Here is a 14,521-nt window from a genome sequence, read left to right as displayed (position 1 = left end):
CGTTGCCGCACCGCCGCAATCGCGCCATACCCGAATACGCCAGATTAAAAGCAACTTTGAGTTATGGTACCGCTGCGCATCTTTGCGTCATGCCCGGGCGTCTCACGCCAATGGCACTACCGCCTTCGCACCTGCGATGGGAGTTTCCGGCCGCGGTATCAGGAATAGAATTTGCGATGCAGGACGCGGTGATGCACCCGGGCCAAGGCGCGTCGGCGGCTGGAAGTGCGGCGCCGCTCTTGCCGCTGGCCGTCGACCTCGATGGAACTCTGCTCGCCACCGACACGCTGCATGAAGGGCTTGTGGCGGCGCTGGTGCGCGACCCGGCCTCGGTGCCCGGCCTCCTGCGATCGTTGTTGCAGGGGCGCGCGCATTTCAAGCAGCAGGTGAGCCGCGCGGCCCCCGCCAACGCGGCGATCCTGCCGCTGCGCAAGCCCTTCGTCGCTTGGCTGGAATCCCAGCGCGCCGCCGGCCGGCGGCTGCACCTGGTCACCGCGGCCGACCAGTCGGTGGCGGATGCGGTGGCCGGGCATCTCGAGATCTTTGACAGCGCGACCGGCAGCGACGGCACCCGGAACCTGAAGGGGCCGGAGAAGGCCGCTTGGCTGAAGGAGCGCTTCCCCGAGGGCTTCGCCTATGCCGGCGACAGCCACCACGACCTCGACGTCTTCGCCGCGGCGGAGGAGATCGTGCTGGTGAACACCAGCCCGGCGGTCGCCGCCGCGGCGCGCCGGATGGCGGAAACCGAGGTCCTGGCCGAATTCCCCTCGCAGAATTCGCCGATCCGCGATTGGATCGGGGCGCTTCGTATCCATCAATGGTCGAAGAACGCGCTGCTCTTCGTGCCGCTCGTCCTCGGCCACAAGCTGGGCGACCCGCATGCGATCCTGAACTGCGTGCTCGGCTTGGTGCTGATGGGCATGACCGCCTCCGGCACCTACCTGCTGAACGACATCGCCGACCTTCCCTCCGACCGGCTGCACCGGACCAAGCGCAACCGCGCCATCGCCGCCGGCCGCATCGCGCCGCTGCATGCGCTGGCCGGGGCGATCGCGCTGATCCTGATGGGCTTCGTCGGCGGCGCGCTGCTGTCGGGCAGCTTCGTGCTCGGCCTGCTCGGCTATGTCTGCCTGTCGCTGACCTATTCGGCCTTCCTCAAGCGCATCGCGCTGCTGGACACGCTGACCATCGGCGGGCTCTTCACCCTGCGCCTTGCGCTCGGCGTCGAGCTCGCCGGGGTGCCCTACTCGCCGTGGCTGATGGCCTTCGCCGCGTTCTTCTTCTTCTCCTGCGCCCTGGCGAAGCGCCATGGCGAGCTGATGGAGGCCAAGGTGGCGCATGGCGGTGGCCTCGCCCGCCGCGGCTACGAGGTCGACGATTGGCCGCTCACCCTCGGCTTCGGTGCCGCTTCGGCCATGGCGGCGCTGCAGATCATGATCCTGTACGTGGCGAACGAGGCCGCGCCCTCCCGCCTCTATACCCATGGCGCCTGGCTTTATGTCGCGCCCGGTGCGCTGGCCGTCTGGCTGGTGCGCATCTGGATGCTGTCGCATCGGCGCATGCTGAAGGACGATCCCGTGGTCTTCGCCCTGCGCGACCGCTGGAGCTGGGCCATCGGCGCCGTCATCGCCGCCGCCATCGTCGCGGCGCTCTGAGGAACGCATGTCGGATACCATGACCGAGGAACGCGCGGCCGCAGCGGCCGTCGAAGCCCATCGCGCGGCCGGCTGGAAGCAGGTCTCGCTGCAGGGCTGGGGCCGCAGCAGCGCCGCCCCTTGCCTGGCGGCGCGGCCGGAGCGGATGCGCGAGCTGATGGCGGCGCTGAACGTGCCGGAAGGGCGCACCCTGCTGCCGCATGGCGGCGGCCGCGCCTATGGCGACCAGGCGCTGAACAGCGGCGGCGCGGCCGTGCTGACCGGGCGGCTGGACCGCATCCTGGCCTTCGATCCCGCCAGCGGGCTGGTGGTGACCGAACCGGGCGTGACCTTCGCCGACCTGCTGGAGACCTTCCTGCCGCGCGGCTGGCTGGCGCCGACCTCGCCGGGCACCGCCTTCGTCACCATGGGCGGTGCGGTCGCCAACGACGTGCACGGCAAGAACCACCATCGGGCCGGCAGCTTCGGCGACCATGTGCTGTGGCTCGACCTGCTGCTGCCGGATGGAAGGCAGCTGCGCATCTCCGATGAGGATGAGCCGGCGCTGTTCCGCGCCACCATCGGCGGCATGGGGCTGACCGGCATCATTACCGCCGTCTGCTTCCGCATGCAGCCGGTGCCGAGCAATGCGCTGGCGGTCCATAGCCGTCGCATCCGCAACCTTGACGAATTCCTGGCCGGCTTCGCCGATGCGGCAGAGGCGACCTGGTCCGTCGGCTGGATCGATGCGCTGGCCAGCGGCGCCTCGCTCGGCCGCGGGGTCCTGGAAGTGGCCGAGCCGAGCGAGACCGGCGTCGCCCTGCCGCCGGCCAAGGCCAAGACCTTTCCGCTGGAGGCGCCGGGCTGGGCGCTGAACCGGATGTCGGTGAAGGCCTTCAACGCCCTCTACTGGCGCCGCGTGCCGGAATCCGGGCGGCAGCAGCTGCAGCACTACGGCAAGTTCCTCTACCCGCTGGATGCGGTGCTGCACTGGAACCGCATGTACGGCAAGCGCGGCTTCCACCAGTTCCAGTGCGTGCTGCCCTTCGGCCCGGGGGAGACCGCGCTGCGCCGGCTGCTGGAGACCATCTCCGCCGCGGGCGACGCGTCCTTCCTTGCGGTGCTGAAGGTGATGGGGCGGCCGGGGCGCGGCCTGCTCTCCTTCGCGCTGCCGGGCTATTCGCTGGCGCTCGACATCCCGGCGCGGCCGGGGCTGCGCGGGTTGTTCGCAGCGCTCGAGCGCATCACCCGCGAGGCCGGCGGTCGCATCTACCTGGCCAAGGACAGCCTGCTCTCGGCCGAGGGGTTCTGGGAGATGTACCCGGAGGCGCAGCGCTTCCAGGAGATCCGCCACTCGGTCGACCCCGAGGCGCGGCTGTCCTCCGACATGGCGAAGCGGCTGGGGCTGGTGGCATGAGCGCAACGATGCAACCGACCTGGCTGATGCTGGGTGCCTCCTCCGCCGTCGCCCGCGCCTTCGCCCAGGAGGCCGCCTCGCACGGCGCCGGCATCCTGCTGGCCGGGCGGGACATGGAGGATCTGGAACGCCAGGCCGCCGACCTGTCGATCCGCCACGACATCCCCGCCGTGCCAGTGCCCTTCGATGCCCGCGACACCGCGTCCCACGCGGCTTTCGTGGAGGATTGCGCGGCGCGCGCGGGCGGGCCGCTGAACGTCTTCCTCGCCTTCGGCGTCATGCCGGACCAGGCGGAGGCCGATCGCGACCCCGCCGTGGCGGCCGGCATGGTCGAGGCGAATTTCACCGGCGCAACCACCGTGCTGGCGGCGCTCGCCCCGGTGCTGGAGGCGCAGAGGCAGGGCGTGGTCGTGGCTCTCGGTTCGGTCGCCGGCGACCGCGGCCGGCCGCGCAACTACCTCTATGGCGCGACCAAGGCGGCGCTGCTGACCTATCTGCAAGGCTATGCCGCGCGGATGTCGCGCTCCGGCGTGCGGGTGCTGTGCCTCAAGGCCGGGCCGGTCGACACCGCCATGACTTGGCCGCTGCCGAAGCTGCCCTTCATGACGACGCCGCGGGGCTTTGCCGCCGGCGCCTGGAAGCTTGCCCAGAAGGGCGGGGGCGGGGCCTATCTGCCGCGGATCTGGTGGCCGGTGATGACCATCATCCGCACGCTGCCGACGCGCATCTTCAACAAGCTCGATATCTGACCTGCCCGCAGGAGGACTGGATGGATTCGCTTTCGCGCCCCGGCGCGGATTCCTGGGCGCCTACGACGCTGCCGCGGCAAGACCGAAGACCGTCGTCGCGCTCAGCGTTCTTATGCTGGCGCTGGTGCTGCTGGTCGGCATCCTGCTGCGGAATGGCGGGCATTTCAGCTACACGCTGGACGCGCCCTACACCCAGATGGCAATGGCCGAGCAGATCACGCAAGGCACCTACGGGATCAACCCGGGCGAGCCTTCCTCGCCCTCCTCCTCGATCATCTACCCCTTCCTGCTGGCGCTGCTGTCCTTCCTGCCGCTCGGCCAGTTCTCGGCGCTGCTGGTCTGCCTCGCCGCGACGCTCGCCGCTGCCGTGCTGATCTATGCAGTGGCCGAGGAGATCGGGCTCGAGGTCGATCGCCTCACCACGCTGCAACTGGCGGCGATCACCGCAACCCTGACGCTCGCCTTCAATCTGGTCGGTCTTGCCTTCGCCGGGCTCGAGCATTCACTGCATGTGACGCTGACGGTCATCTCGCTGCTCGGCCTGTTGCGCTTCGTGCGGACCAAGCAGGCGGACTGGTGGTGGCTGGCGGCGATCACCCTGCTGCCACTCCTGCGCTTCGAGGCGGCGGCGGCGCTGGCCGCCGACATGCTGGTGCTGATCGCCTTCGGCAAGTGGCGCCATGCGGCCATCATCGGCACTGTCGGCGTGGTGCTGGTCGGCGGCTTCATGCTCTTCCTGCACAGCCTCGGCCTTCCCTGGCTGCCGAGCTTCGTGCTGCACCGCTCGGAGGTCGCCAGCACGGGGATCGGCATGGGCGACAGCGGCGCGCTCGGCTTCGTCAAGGCGGTCTATGGCGCCTATCGCGGGAACCTCATGGCCTATGGCGGCACGCATATCGCGCTGCTGATCGTGCTGGGCCTGTGGGGGCTGGCACGGGGGCCGGTGCCGTCCCGGCTCGGCGAGCGGGCCTGGGCCAAGCCGGCCGCGGTCGGCTTCTTCATCGTCGTCGCCCTGGCGCAGCTCACCGGCGGCAGCCTCAGCTCCTTCTCGCGCTACGAGATCTACGTCCTGGCGCTCGGCTTCTGCGCCGTGCTGGTCGCCTGGCAGCCGGAGATCAATGCCGGCCTGCGGCGGCTGGACGCGCGGCGTTGCGCCGGCTTCTGCCTGGCGATGCTGTTCCTGTTCTCCGGCTACGTCTTCCGCACCGTGGATGCCGTGGCCGCGGCGGGCAATGTGCACGACCAGCAGTACCAGATGCACCGCTTCGTCAACGACCACTGGCGCCGGCCCTTCGCCGCCAACCACCTGGGCTACGTCAACTACCAGGTGCCCTACTACATGCTCGACCTCTCCGGCCTCGCCAATGAGGAAGCCCGCAAGGGCGGCGGCGGCCCTGGCTGGATGGAACGGCTGGCGGCGCAGCACGACGTCGGCCTCGCCATGCTCTACGACGTCGCGCCACCGGTGCCGCCGGCGGGCTGGGAGCCGGTCGCCCAGCTCAAGCTGCGCGGCAGGCTGGTGACGGTGCGCGGCCCGGTCGTCACCTTCTACGCCACAAAGCCGGAAGAGGCGGAGCCGATCCGCGCCGCGCTGCGCGCCATGGCGCCGGACCTGCCGCGCGGCGCCATCCTCTCCTGGGGCAAGGCCGACCCGCTGCAGGCGGCGCACTGAGCGGATGCGGAGAGTCCTTCCCGGTCCTGCCTCGCCCGCCTGGGTGGCGGCGGAGACGCTCGGTTCCGCCATCACCGCGTTAGTCGGGCTGCTCTTCGTTGCCCGCATCATCGGGCCGGCGGCGGCGGGCACCGGGGCGATCGCTGCCAGTGTCTTCCTGACCATCGACTTCCCGATCGCCGCGCTGTTCGGCGACAGCCTGCTGCAGCGCCGGGGCCTGGAGGAGCGCCATCGCTCCTCCGCGCTTTGGGTGACCATGGGTGCGGCGGCGGTTGGGATGCTGGTGCTCTGGCTCGGGGCACCGCTGATCGCGCAGGCCACCGGCGCGCCGGTGGCCGGGATGATCCGGGCGATGGCACTGCTGCTGCCCTTCTCGGCCGCCGCCGGCATGCTTTCCGCCCTGGTGCTGAAGGAACGGCGCTACCGGCTGCTGGCCTCCCGCGTGCTGCTCTGCCAGCCGCTCGCGGTCGGCACCGGCGTGCTGGCGGCGCTGGGCGGGGCAGGGGCCTGGTCCATGGCGGCGCAGCAGGCGGCGGCGACGCTCTCGGTTTTCCTGCTGCTGGCGCTGCGCTCCGGCTGGCGCCCGCATCGCCTATTCGAGCGCGCCGCGCTGGCCGAACTCTGGCCGGTCGCCGGGCCGCAGATCCTGGCCCTGCTGGTCTTCAACGGGCGCTACCGCATCTTCATCGTCGGGCTCGGGATGCTGGTGGCGGAGACCGTGGTGGCGGTCACCCACATCGCCTTCCGCCTGCTCGACGTCGCCATGGCGGTGGTCACCGGCGCCGCCTCGCGGCTCGCCATGCCGCGGCTGGCGGCGCTGCAGCACGACCGGGCGGGCCTGGCCGAGGCCTATGGCGACCTCGCCCAGTTGCAGGCGCTGATCGGCCTGCCGGTCGCCACCGGACTGGCGATCACCGCGCCGCGGCTGATCGAGATCCTGATGGGCGGGCCCTGGATCGGCGCGGCGGAGCCGGCGCGGCTGGTGGCGCTGGCGGCGATCCCGGGCTTCCTGGTCGGGCCGGCGCCGGCGCTCTGGCTGGCGCTCGGGCGGACCCGGATGAACCTGCTGATGCAGCTGGTCGCCTTCACGCTGCCGCTGGTCGGTCTGCTGCTGCTGCGGCCGCAGGATGCCGGGGCCGCGGCGATCTGCTGGGTTCTCGGCAGCCTCGCCGTTCCGCCGCTGCAGCTTCTCGTCACGCTGCGGGCCCTGCACCGCTCCCCGGCCTGGCTGGCGCAGCGGCTGCTCGCGCCGCTCCTCGGCACGCTGGTGATGGGCCTGGTTGCCGGCTTGGCGGCACGGGAACTCGCGGCACAGGCCGCCGTGCCGGCGCTGCTCGGTACCGCGCTGGCCGGTGCCATTGCCTATGCCGCCATCGTCGTGCCGGCGCTCGGCTTCCGCTGGCCTCGCGCATTACAGGAGGCATGACGGATAAGTCGTGCTGCGGGCATGCAATTTAGGACAGGATGTCCAAACCGTGTCGATTTCTCGTTCCGCAAGTATTTTCTCAAACATGTGATCTAAACCGGCTGCTGCCGGTTGCGCTTTCGGGCGCTTCATGACGCGTGGCCCTGCGCCGCCAATCCGGGACATTGCAATGCATGATCATCCGCGCGGCGGCGCCATCCCTTTCGGCGCAAGCAGGCCCGGCTGGCTCACCGGCCAGGCTTTGGCCGTCTTCAGCGCTGCCGCCACGATTACCCTGCTCGGCCTGGCCTTGCGGCTGCACCAGATCGGCGAAGCCTCGCTCTGGAGCGACGAGGCCTTCTCCGCATGGTGGATCCACAAGCCGCTAGGTTATCTCTGGACCGATGGGCTTGTGATAGAGACGACGCCGCCGCTCTACTACAGCCTGCTCAAGGTCTGGGCCGGCATGTTCGGCGATGGCGATGCCGCGCTGCGGTTGTTCTCCGCTGCGGCCGGCACGGCCACCATCCCCGTGGTCTTCCTTCTAGGCCTTGAGATCGCTGGCCCGGTGGTCGGCCTGGTGGCCGCCATGCTCTTTGCCATGGCGCCTATGCAGATCTATTTCGCGCAAGAGGCGAGGGTCTATGCGCTCCTGCCGCTGGCCTTCGCGCTAGCCCTGCTGGGCCTCCTGCGTTTCGTCGGCAGCGCCGACCATCGCGGGGCGCAGGCGGATCGCGGCGCCCTGGCGCTCTATGCCGCCGGCATGCTGGTGCTGCTCTATGCTCATGCGACCTCGGTCTTCACCGCCGCGGCGCTGGCCAGCTGCGGCGGGCTGGTCCTCCTGCGGACCCCGCGGAAGCGGGCGGCACTGCGGCCCTTCATCCTGGCGCATCTGGCCATCGGGGTGCTGGCGCTGCCATTGGCGATCCCGATCCTCGCCCAGGCCGGCCGGCACGATCTCAGCTGGATCAAGCCGCCGGACCTGATCGGCCTGCTGAGCCTGGCGGATCATCTGGTGGTGGATCCAGTGACGCCGCTGAGGCTGTTCCGGCTCGCCTCGATCCTGTCGCTTGCGGCGATGTCGCTGCTGGTGGCGCTGGCGGTGCCGCTGCTGCGGGCGGATCGGCGACTGGCGCTGCTGTTGGCCGGCGTCCCAGGATCGTTCCTGGTTGCCACCATTCTCCTCAGCTATGTCTCGCCTTTCCTGATCCCGCGCATCGTCATCTGGATGGGCGTGCCGTTGTCCCTACTGGCGGCCATGGCGCTGGTCGGCCCGGCGCCGCGCTGGATCCGCGCTTGCTTCGCCCTGGCCTATGCCGGCTGCATCCTGGTCGGGCTGAACGGTGTCTATGTCCGCACCCTGTCGGAGAAGGAGGACTGGCGCGGGCTGATGGCCAACCTGCTGCCGCGCCTCGGGGCGGAGGACATCGTGGCGATCGGCCCCGATACCTCTCTGATGGCGCCGCTGCGCTATGCCGAAGGCAGCTTCTCCGACAATGGCCGGCAACTCTTCCGCTGGCACCCGCAGCCGCATCCGGAGGACCTCTACACGCCCGACCGCATCAAGCCGCCGGTGGTGATCGGCACGGAGGCCCTGGCGCAGGAGGCGCGGCGTGGCCGTACGGTCTGGGTGCTGCTGCGGGCGACCGACTGGGCGGCGCAGAAGGATGCCGCCTTCGCCGCGTCCCGCCCGCCGGCCGAGGTGGACCGCACCCACCCGGCCCTGGTGCTACTCCGCTGGTAGCGGAGGGCGCCGGCCGCTCGGCAGGTGGCGACCCACCACATAGAGCGGTCGGCCCTTGGTCTCGTTGAAGATGCGGCCGAGATACTCGCCGATGACGCCGAGCGTTGTGAGCTGCACGCCGCCGAGCAGCAGCACCACGGTCATCAGGCTGGGATAGCCTGGGACCGGGTCGCCGAAGAGCAGCGCCTTCACCACCACCCAGCCGCCATAGAAGAGCGCGGCGGCGGCGGTGCCGAGGCCGAGCCAGGTGGCGACCCGCAGCGGCACCGTGGTGAAGCTGGTGATGCCTTCGAGCGACAGCGTCCAGAGCCGGCTGTAATCCCACTTCGTCGTGCCTGCGGCGCGCGGGGCGCGGTCATAGGGCACGGCGCGCGCCGGGAAGCCGACCCAGGCGAACAGCCCCTTCATGAAGCGGTGGCGTTCGCGCAGCTGCAGCAGCGCGTCCACCGCGCGGCGGCTCATCAGCCGGAAGTCGCCGGTATCGGCAGGCAGCCGGACCGGTCCGCCGATGCGGCCCATCAAGCGGTAGAAAGCGCTGGCCGTGGCCTTTTTCATCCAGGTCTCGCCGGCGCGCGAGCGGCGTTGCGCATAGGCGACGTCGAAGCCCTCGCGCCAGGCAGCGACCAGGTCGGGAATCACCTCCGGCGGATCCTGCAGGTCGGCATCGATGACGATGATCGCCTCGCGCCCGCTGGCATGGTCGAGCCCGGCGGTCAGCGCCGCCTCCTTGCCGAAATTGCGGCTGAGCGCGACGACCGCGACTTCCGGCCGGGCCGCCTGCAGCGCCGCGAGCAGCGCGGGCGTGGCATCCGAGGAGCCGTCGTCGACATAGACCACCTCCCAGCTCAGCCCGATGCCATCCATGACGGCGGTGAGCCGGCCTTGGAATTCCTCGATCACCTCGGCTTCGTTGTAGGCGGGCACGACGACGGACAGCGACGGTTCGGCACCGCGCATGGTCGGCGAAAGCGCTGCGGCCGCCACGGGGCCGCGCCAGTGAGGAAGGTCGTCCACGGAAATCCCAACCCGGATGCCGCGGAAACCTAGGCGCTGCACCCCGTTGCTGCGAAAACGCAATCCAGCGAGCCACGCGATTGGGTCACCTTCGGTATCAACTGTCACAACGTGGTCAGCGCCCGTGCGGAAACCGCACCGTGAGGCGCGCGAACCGCGGCCCTGCGGCACATTCGCCGCCATGACCGTCGCGGGATGCAGGGCAAAACGTGCCCGACACGAAGCGGGTCGACGTGGGTGCGAGCCGGGCATGAGTCAGCGGATCAACATGGTGCCGTTATCGGCGAGACGGCCGGCTGGCTTCGCCTTCCCGGGCCGCTTCGCCTGGCGCGGCATGGATCTCTGGATCCAGGGCGTGGCGCTGCTGCTGACCGGCCTGCTGACCTTCCGCATGGCGCGCAAGCTGCCCGCCGTGCCGCTGACCACCGGCGACAGCTATGCCTACCAGTACCTCTTCAATTATCGGCCGCCCTTCTATGGCTGGCTGATCAATGCCTGGCAGGCGGTGACCGGGGGCGTCGAGTACCTGCCGCTGCTGCAACTCGCCCTGGTCGGCATCGGCGTCTTCGTCTTCGCCGTGGAGCTCGGCCGCATGCTGCGGAGCCCGCTGGTGCCGCTGCTCGGCGTGCCGGTGCTGCTGATGCATCCGGGCATCCATGACGCGCCGAGCTGGATGATGACCGAGGCGCCCTTCATCGCGCTGGTGCTCGCCGGGCTCGCCATGCAGTGCCGCTTCGTCCGGCGCGGCGGGCTGGATGCGCTGCTGGTCGCCGCCGCCTGCTTCACCCTCGCTACGCTGACCCGCAGCACCGGCATGGCGTTCCTGCCGCTGCCGCTGCTGGCGGCGTTGTTCGACCGCCGCGTTGCGCTGCGGCTCGGCGCCCTGCGCGCCGCCAGCTGCGCCGGCATCTCGTTGGTCTGCGTGCTGATCGGCATGACCTGGACCTGGAGCCGCGGCGGGCCGTTCGAGATCGGCTCCTGGGCCGGCATCTCGGTCCTCGGCAAATCGCTGGTGCTCGCCCGCCCGGGCGAGCTGCCGCTCCTGCCCGAGCCGCTGGCGACGCAGGTCGCCGAGGCCGCCGGTGTCGCCCGCGAGCTCACCGCCGAGCAGCCGGACCTGGCGGCGCGGCTGCGCGCGCAGATCCAGGCGAGCAGCGATGTCCGCTACGCCGTGTTCTGGCCGACAGCCGAGACCGACTGGCCGGAATGGGCCGCGGCGGACGGGCGGGAGCGCGACCGGCTGGCCAAGGCGATCTCCGCCCCGCTGATCGCAGCGCATCGCTGGGAATACCTCCAGATGGTGGCGAATGACTGGATTTCCCTGGTCATTCACCCGCATTACTGGCCGGCCGCCTTCACCAGTACCCCGGCCGACCGGCACCGCTTCGCCGCCTGCGCGCAGACCGAGACCTGCTGGGGGATCGACCGCTACGACTTCCCGCTCTTTGGCCTGGTGCCGCTCATGTCCGTCTCGGTGCTCGGCACGCTGGCGACGCTACTGCTGATCCCACTGGCAGCCTGGCCGGTGCTGCGGCGACGCGGCTCGCCCATGCTGGTGCTGATGTGGGGCGGGGCGATGGTGGTACAGGGCACCTTGCTGGCGACGGCGGCGGCCGAGGCCGGGCACATGCGCTACACCGTGGCGTTGCACGCGATCGACATCATGCTGCTGGCCTGGCTGGTGGCCATGGCCGTCCGGCGCCGCGCGCCGCAGGGAGCCCTGGCGTGACCCGGCGCGTCGGTTTGCCGCTGGCGCTGCTGCTGGTGGCCGTCGCGGCACTCTCGCCGATCCTCGGCGTGCCGGTGCACGGGCGGAATTTCGGCCACGACTTCGGACTACGCGCTGACCGCGCTCAGTTTCATGGACGCCGGCTGGTCGGCCGGGCGGTTCTGGCCACGCTGGGTGATGGAGAGCAACTTCGGCCTGGGCGGCATCACCTTCTACACCTATCCGCCGCTCGGCTATTGGGCCGGGGCGCTGCTGCACCGGATTACCGGGCTCGATATCCCCGGCACGCTGGCGCTGGCGGTGATGCTCTGGCGGCTAGTCTTCCTGCTCGGCTGCTATCTCTGGCTGCGGCGGCACGTGGCACCCGGCGCGGCCCTGGCCGCGGCGGCACCGGCGGCGCTGCTGCCCTATCCCGCCGTGGTGAATCCCTGGATCCGCTTCGCCTATGCCGAGGTCGCCGGGGCGGCGATCCTGCCCTTCCTGCTGCTGGCGCTCGAGCGTGTCGCCGAAAGCCGGGACGGGCGCGGGTTGCCGGCCCTGGCGCTGGCCTTTGCCGCGCTGGCGATGACCCATCTGCCGACCTGCGCGCTGGTTGCGCATCTCGCGCCGCTCTACGCCTGGGCTTATGCCGGGCCGCGCGCGGCGCTGCGGGTGCTGGGCGGCGGCGTCGCCGGCGCCGGCCTCGCCGCCTGCTTCGTCCTGCCCGCCATGGGACTGCTGCGGGACGCGAATTCCGAGGGGCTTGAGGACGGCACCTGGGAGGGCAGCCTCTTCCTGTATGGCTTGCCGCGGGGCGATTCCGGCTGGATCCAGTTCCTGCTCATCATCTGGTCGGCGGCGGCGCTGGCCGGGCTGGGCACGCTGGCCTTCCGCCACCTCGGCGGGGAGGCGGCGCGCGGGCCGCTCGGCCGTGCCGCGCTGCTGCTGCTGGCGGTCTCGGCGGCGCTGATGACGGTGGTGACCCTGCCGCTCTGGGTGGTGCTGCCGCAGCTGCGCTCGATCGATTTCCCTGGCGGGCGACCACCGTGCTGACCCTGCCGTTGGCCGCCATGGCAGCCCTGGCGCTTGCCGGCGGGCGCCCGGCGGCGCGCCGCCTGGTGCTCGGCCTCGGCATCGCCTGCGCCATCTTCGCCCCGGCCTATCTCTGGGCGCGGGTCGCCTTCGGCCATCCGGACTGGCCGCGCTTCATGCCCTCCGAGGCGCGACTGGCCCGCGCGGTCGATTCGCCGCGCGGCGTCTCCTCCGAGCACCTGCCCGCCTGGGCGCTGGCGAATGGCTGGCGGATGAAGTGGAACGGGACGGAAACCGCGCCGGCGCCCGACCCGCATCCGCGGCCGGCCCTGCCGGCCGGCACGCAGCGCCTTGCCGCCGGCTTCCTTGTTCCGGAGGCGAACGCACCGCTGCTGCTGCCGCAGTTCTGGTTCCCCGCCTGGACGGCCGAGGACGGCAAGGGCGAGCCGGTGCCGGTGCGACCCGGCAAGGACGGCTTCCTTGAAGTCATGGTGGACCGCCCGGTGCACAACCTGCGGGTCCATATCGCGGCGACGCCCTGGGAATGGGCCGGCTGGGCGGTGAGCGGGATCAGCGCCGCGGGGCTGCTCGGCCTTGCGCTCTGGCGGCGGCGGCCGAAACTGTCGGCTCTGGGGATGGCGCGGAGCGAGCCCGGCCGCGTGACCGGTTAGGGGCCACGCCAGCCCACGCCGGGGTCGGCGTTTCAGATGAACTGGCCGCGCAGGAAGCCCAGGGCCGGGAGAGGGGTCCATTTGCGCGGCAGGTCGTGGCGCTTGATCGGCGCCACGCTGTAATGCGGCAGCGGCTGTTCGGACCGGCGCAGGAAGTCCGCATAGGCCCGGACCTGCTGGGCCCGCCAGTCGCGGTCGGCGAGCGCCGCGGGCCGGCTGCGGAAGACCTCCGCGACGCGGCTCGTGCGACCCACTGTCGCATACACAGCCCAGAGCGTGTCGTCGTCGCTGCGGCCGACGGTGACGAAATCCCTCACGCGCCCTGGATCGCAATCGGCGCGGCCGGCGTCAAGCATCGCCTGCGCCTGGTAGGCATCCGGGTCATTCCAGCTCCTTGCGCGCCGCCTGCAGCCGGGCCAGCGCCTCCGGCCCGACTTTGGGATACTGCAGGTCGAGCTCGCCCAGCGCCATTGCCAGGGTACCGGCGACTACCAACCGGGTGAACCACTTGTTATCGGCCGGCACCACGATCCAGGGCGCCTCGGGCGAGGCGGTGGCGCGGATCGCCTTCTCATAGGCCGTTTGGTACTCATCCCAGTGGCGCCGCTCGGCGACGTCGGTGGCGCTGAACTTCCAGTTCTTCTCCGGCTCCTCGATGCGCGAGAGGAAGCGCCGGCGCTGCTCCTCCTTGCTGACATTGAGGAAGAACTTCAGCACCACCACGCCCTGACGGGCCAGATAGCCCTCGAAATTGGCGATGTCCTGCAGCCGCTCGTCCCAGATCTTCTTGCCGCGCAGCTTGGGGGCAGATCCTGGCCGGCCAGGATCTCCGGGTGGACGCGGGCGACCAGCACCTCCTCGTACCAGGAGCGGTTGTGGATGCCGATCTCGCCGCGCCGCGGCATGGCCAGGATATGCCGCCAGAGGAAGTCGTGGTCCCGCTCGGTCGCGCTCGGGGCCTTGAAGCTGTCGACCTTCACGCCCTGCGGGTTGACGCCGGAGAAGACATGCTTGATCGCGCCGTCCTTGCCGGCCGCGTCCATCGCCTGGAACAGGCAGAGCACCGCCCAGCGGTCCTGCGCATAGAGCATGTCCTGCGCCTGCTTCAGCAGCGCGATGCCGTCCTGCAGCAGCGACTTCGCGGCATCCTTGTCGAGGTCGAGCCCGGCGGTGTCGGACGGGTCCTGGTCGGCCAGCCGGAAGCCCTTGCCGTCGGTGATGCGGTAGCGGTCGAGGATCTTCTGGACCCGCTTGCTCTTGATCATCGGTCGGCCCCTGGCATCAGGCCGCCGGCCGCACGCGCCCCCGCGCGCCGGCCAGCAGCCATAGGACGGTCATGCCCTGCAATGACACTGTCAACCAAAGAGCCGAGGAATAGCCGGCCGGATCCCAGCCGCCGGACAGCGTGCGTGGCCATTGGTCGAGGATGAGGCCGATCCCCGACTGCAGCAGGAAGACGATGCAGAGCATGCTGC

14 protein-coding genes are annotated in these 14,521 nt (G+C 70.6%); 9 read left to right on the top strand and 5 right to left on the bottom strand.

Annotated elements, in window-relative coordinates; translation table 11 throughout:
• Positions 1-176 precede the first annotated feature (176 nt).
• From ACQ86J_RS02425 to ACQ86J_RS02400, 6 genes are all read left to right on the top strand, one after another.
• The gene (locus tag ACQ86J_RS02425; protein WP_431269882.1) at positions 177-1,655 is read left to right on the top strand and encodes a UbiA family prenyltransferase; all 1,479 of its coding nucleotides are present in this window, start codon (positions 177-179) and stop codon (positions 1,653-1,655) included.
• Positions 1,656-1,662: 7 nt separating this feature from the next.
• Positions 1,663-3,051 (top strand): FAD-binding protein, encoded by a 1,389-nt coding sequence (locus ACQ86J_RS02420; protein WP_431269881.1) that lies wholly within the window; start codon positions 1,663-1,665, stop codon positions 3,049-3,051.
• Positions 3,048-3,800 (top strand): SDR family NAD(P)-dependent oxidoreductase, encoded by a 753-nt coding sequence (locus ACQ86J_RS02415; protein ID WP_431269880.1) that lies wholly within the window; start codon positions 3,048-3,050, stop codon positions 3,798-3,800. Before ACQ86J_RS02420 ends, ACQ86J_RS02415 begins: the two co-directional genes overlap by 4 nt.
• A gap of 112 nt (positions 3,801-3,912) precedes the next feature.
• Positions 3,913-5,472: a hypothetical protein gene (locus tag ACQ86J_RS02410; protein WP_431269879.1), complete on the top strand. Its 1,560-nt coding sequence runs from the start codon at positions 3,913-3,915 to the stop codon at positions 5,470-5,472.
• Positions 5,473-5,476: 4 nt separating this feature from the next.
• Positions 5,477-6,898 (top strand): oligosaccharide flippase family protein, encoded by a 1,422-nt coding sequence (locus tag ACQ86J_RS02405; RefSeq protein ID WP_431269878.1) that lies wholly within the window; start codon positions 5,477-5,479, stop codon positions 6,896-6,898.
• 169 nt (positions 6,899-7,067) lie between these two features.
• Positions 7,068-8,621, top strand: a complete 1,554-nt coding sequence (locus ACQ86J_RS02400) for a glycosyltransferase family 39 protein (RefSeq protein WP_431269877.1) — start codon at positions 7,068-7,070, stop codon at positions 8,619-8,621.
• Here the strand turns inward: ACQ86J_RS02400 and ACQ86J_RS02395 are convergent.
• Positions 8,607-9,578, bottom strand: a complete 972-nt coding sequence (locus tag ACQ86J_RS02395) for a glycosyltransferase family 2 protein (RefSeq protein ID WP_431269876.1) — start codon at positions 9,576-9,578, stop codon at positions 8,607-8,609. The two genes, ACQ86J_RS02400 and ACQ86J_RS02395, sit on opposite strands and share 15 nt — an antisense overlap.
• A gap of 307 nt (positions 9,579-9,885) precedes the next feature.
• Between ACQ86J_RS02395 and ACQ86J_RS02390 the strand changes: the two genes are divergently transcribed.
• The 3 genes from ACQ86J_RS02390 to ACQ86J_RS02380 all read left to right on the top strand — a co-directional run bounded on the left by ACQ86J_RS02390 (position 9,886) and on the right by ACQ86J_RS02380 (position 13,046).
• Positions 9,886-11,364 carry a hypothetical protein gene (locus tag ACQ86J_RS02390; protein ID WP_431269875.1) on the top strand — a complete coding sequence of 493 codons (1,479 nt, stop codon included), beginning with the start codon at positions 9,886-9,888 and terminating at the stop codon, positions 11,362-11,364.
• 132 nt (positions 11,365-11,496) lie between these two features.
• Positions 11,497-12,396 (top strand): 6-pyruvoyl-tetrahydropterin synthase-related protein, encoded by a 900-nt coding sequence (locus tag ACQ86J_RS02385; RefSeq protein ID WP_431269874.1) that lies wholly within the window; start codon positions 11,497-11,499, stop codon positions 12,394-12,396.
• Positions 12,390-13,046 carry a hypothetical protein gene (locus ACQ86J_RS02380; RefSeq protein WP_431269873.1) on the top strand — a complete coding sequence of 219 codons (657 nt, stop codon included), beginning with the start codon at positions 12,390-12,392 and terminating at the stop codon, positions 13,044-13,046. Before ACQ86J_RS02385 ends, ACQ86J_RS02380 begins: the two co-directional genes overlap by 7 nt.
• Positions 13,047-13,078: 32 nt before the next feature.
• On the opposite strand, the gene ACQ86J_RS02375 is transcribed toward ACQ86J_RS02380, so the two are convergent.
• From ACQ86J_RS02375 to ACQ86J_RS02360, 4 genes are read right to left on the bottom strand one after another with little or no spacing between them, the layout of a single operon-like run.
• The gene (locus ACQ86J_RS02375) at positions 13,079-13,402 is read right to left on the bottom strand and encodes a hypothetical protein (protein ID WP_431269872.1); all 324 of its coding nucleotides are present in this window, start codon (positions 13,400-13,402) and stop codon (positions 13,079-13,081) included.
• Positions 13,403-13,427: 25 nt separating this feature from the next.
• Positions 13,428-13,784 (bottom strand): hypothetical protein, encoded by a 357-nt coding sequence (locus ACQ86J_RS02370; RefSeq protein ID WP_431272711.1) that lies wholly within the window; start codon positions 13,782-13,784, stop codon positions 13,428-13,430.
• The gene (locus tag ACQ86J_RS02365; RefSeq protein WP_431269871.1) at positions 13,757-14,311 is read right to left on the bottom strand and encodes a hypothetical protein; all 555 of its coding nucleotides are present in this window, start codon (positions 14,309-14,311) and stop codon (positions 13,757-13,759) included. The genes ACQ86J_RS02370 and ACQ86J_RS02365 overlap by 28 nt, the downstream gene beginning before the upstream one ends.
• A gap of 16 nt (positions 14,312-14,327) precedes the next feature.
• Positions 14,328-14,516, bottom strand: a complete 189-nt coding sequence (locus ACQ86J_RS02360; RefSeq protein WP_431269870.1) for a hypothetical protein — start codon at positions 14,514-14,516, stop codon at positions 14,328-14,330.
• Positions 14,517-14,521 lie beyond the last annotated feature (5 nt).

This window comes from Dankookia sp. P2, from assembly GCF_050632255.1.
Taxonomy (GTDB): Bacteria; Pseudomonadota; Alphaproteobacteria; order Acetobacterales; family Acetobacteraceae; genus Paracraurococcus.
The sequence above is the reverse complement of the archived record's forward strand: the minus strand, read 5'-3'. Positions and strand labels throughout refer to the sequence as shown.

What these genes read in the sequence shown, in the direction of transcription:
- ACQ86J_RS02405 (WP_431269878.1), top strand. Translation starts at nt 5,477, where the DNA reads ATGCGGAGAGTCCTTCCCGGTCCTGCCTCGCCCGCCTGGGTGGCGGCG.
- ACQ86J_RS02420 (WP_431269881.1), top strand. Translation starts at nt 1,663, where the DNA reads ATGTCGGATACCATGACCGAGGAACGCGCGGCCGCAGCGGCCGTCGAA.
- ACQ86J_RS02360 (WP_431269870.1), bottom strand. Translation starts at nt 14,516, where the DNA reads ATGCTCTGCATCGTCTTCCTGCTGCAGTCGGGGATCGGCCTCATCCTC.
- ACQ86J_RS02400 (WP_431269877.1), top strand. Translation starts at nt 7,068, where the DNA reads ATGCATGATCATCCGCGCGGCGGCGCCATCCCTTTCGGCGCAAGCAGG.
- ACQ86J_RS02390 (WP_431269875.1), top strand. Translation starts at nt 9,886, where the DNA reads ATGAGTCAGCGGATCAACATGGTGCCGTTATCGGCGAGACGGCCGGCT.
- ACQ86J_RS02395 (WP_431269876.1), bottom strand. Translation starts at nt 9,578, where the DNA reads ATGCGCGGTGCCGAACCGTCGCTGTCCGTCGTCGTGCCCGCCTACAAC.
- ACQ86J_RS02385 (WP_431269874.1), top strand. Translation starts at nt 11,497, where the DNA reads ATGGACGCCGGCTGGTCGGCCGGGCGGTTCTGGCCACGCTGGGTGATG.
- ACQ86J_RS02365 (WP_431269871.1), bottom strand. Translation starts at nt 14,311, where the DNA reads ATGATCAAGAGCAAGCGGGTCCAGAAGATCCTCGACCGCTACCGCATC.
- ACQ86J_RS02375 (WP_431269872.1), bottom strand. Translation starts at nt 13,402, where the DNA reads ATGCTTGACGCCGGCCGCGCCGATTGCGATCCAGGGCGCGTGAGGGAT.
- ACQ86J_RS02415 (WP_431269880.1), top strand. Translation starts at nt 3,048, where the DNA reads ATGAGCGCAACGATGCAACCGACCTGGCTGATGCTGGGTGCCTCCTCC.
- ACQ86J_RS02410 (WP_431269879.1), top strand. Translation starts at nt 3,913, where the DNA reads ATGCTGGCGCTGGTGCTGCTGGTCGGCATCCTGCTGCGGAATGGCGGG.
- ACQ86J_RS02425 (WP_431269882.1), top strand. Translation starts at nt 177, where the DNA reads ATGCAGGACGCGGTGATGCACCCGGGCCAAGGCGCGTCGGCGGCTGGA.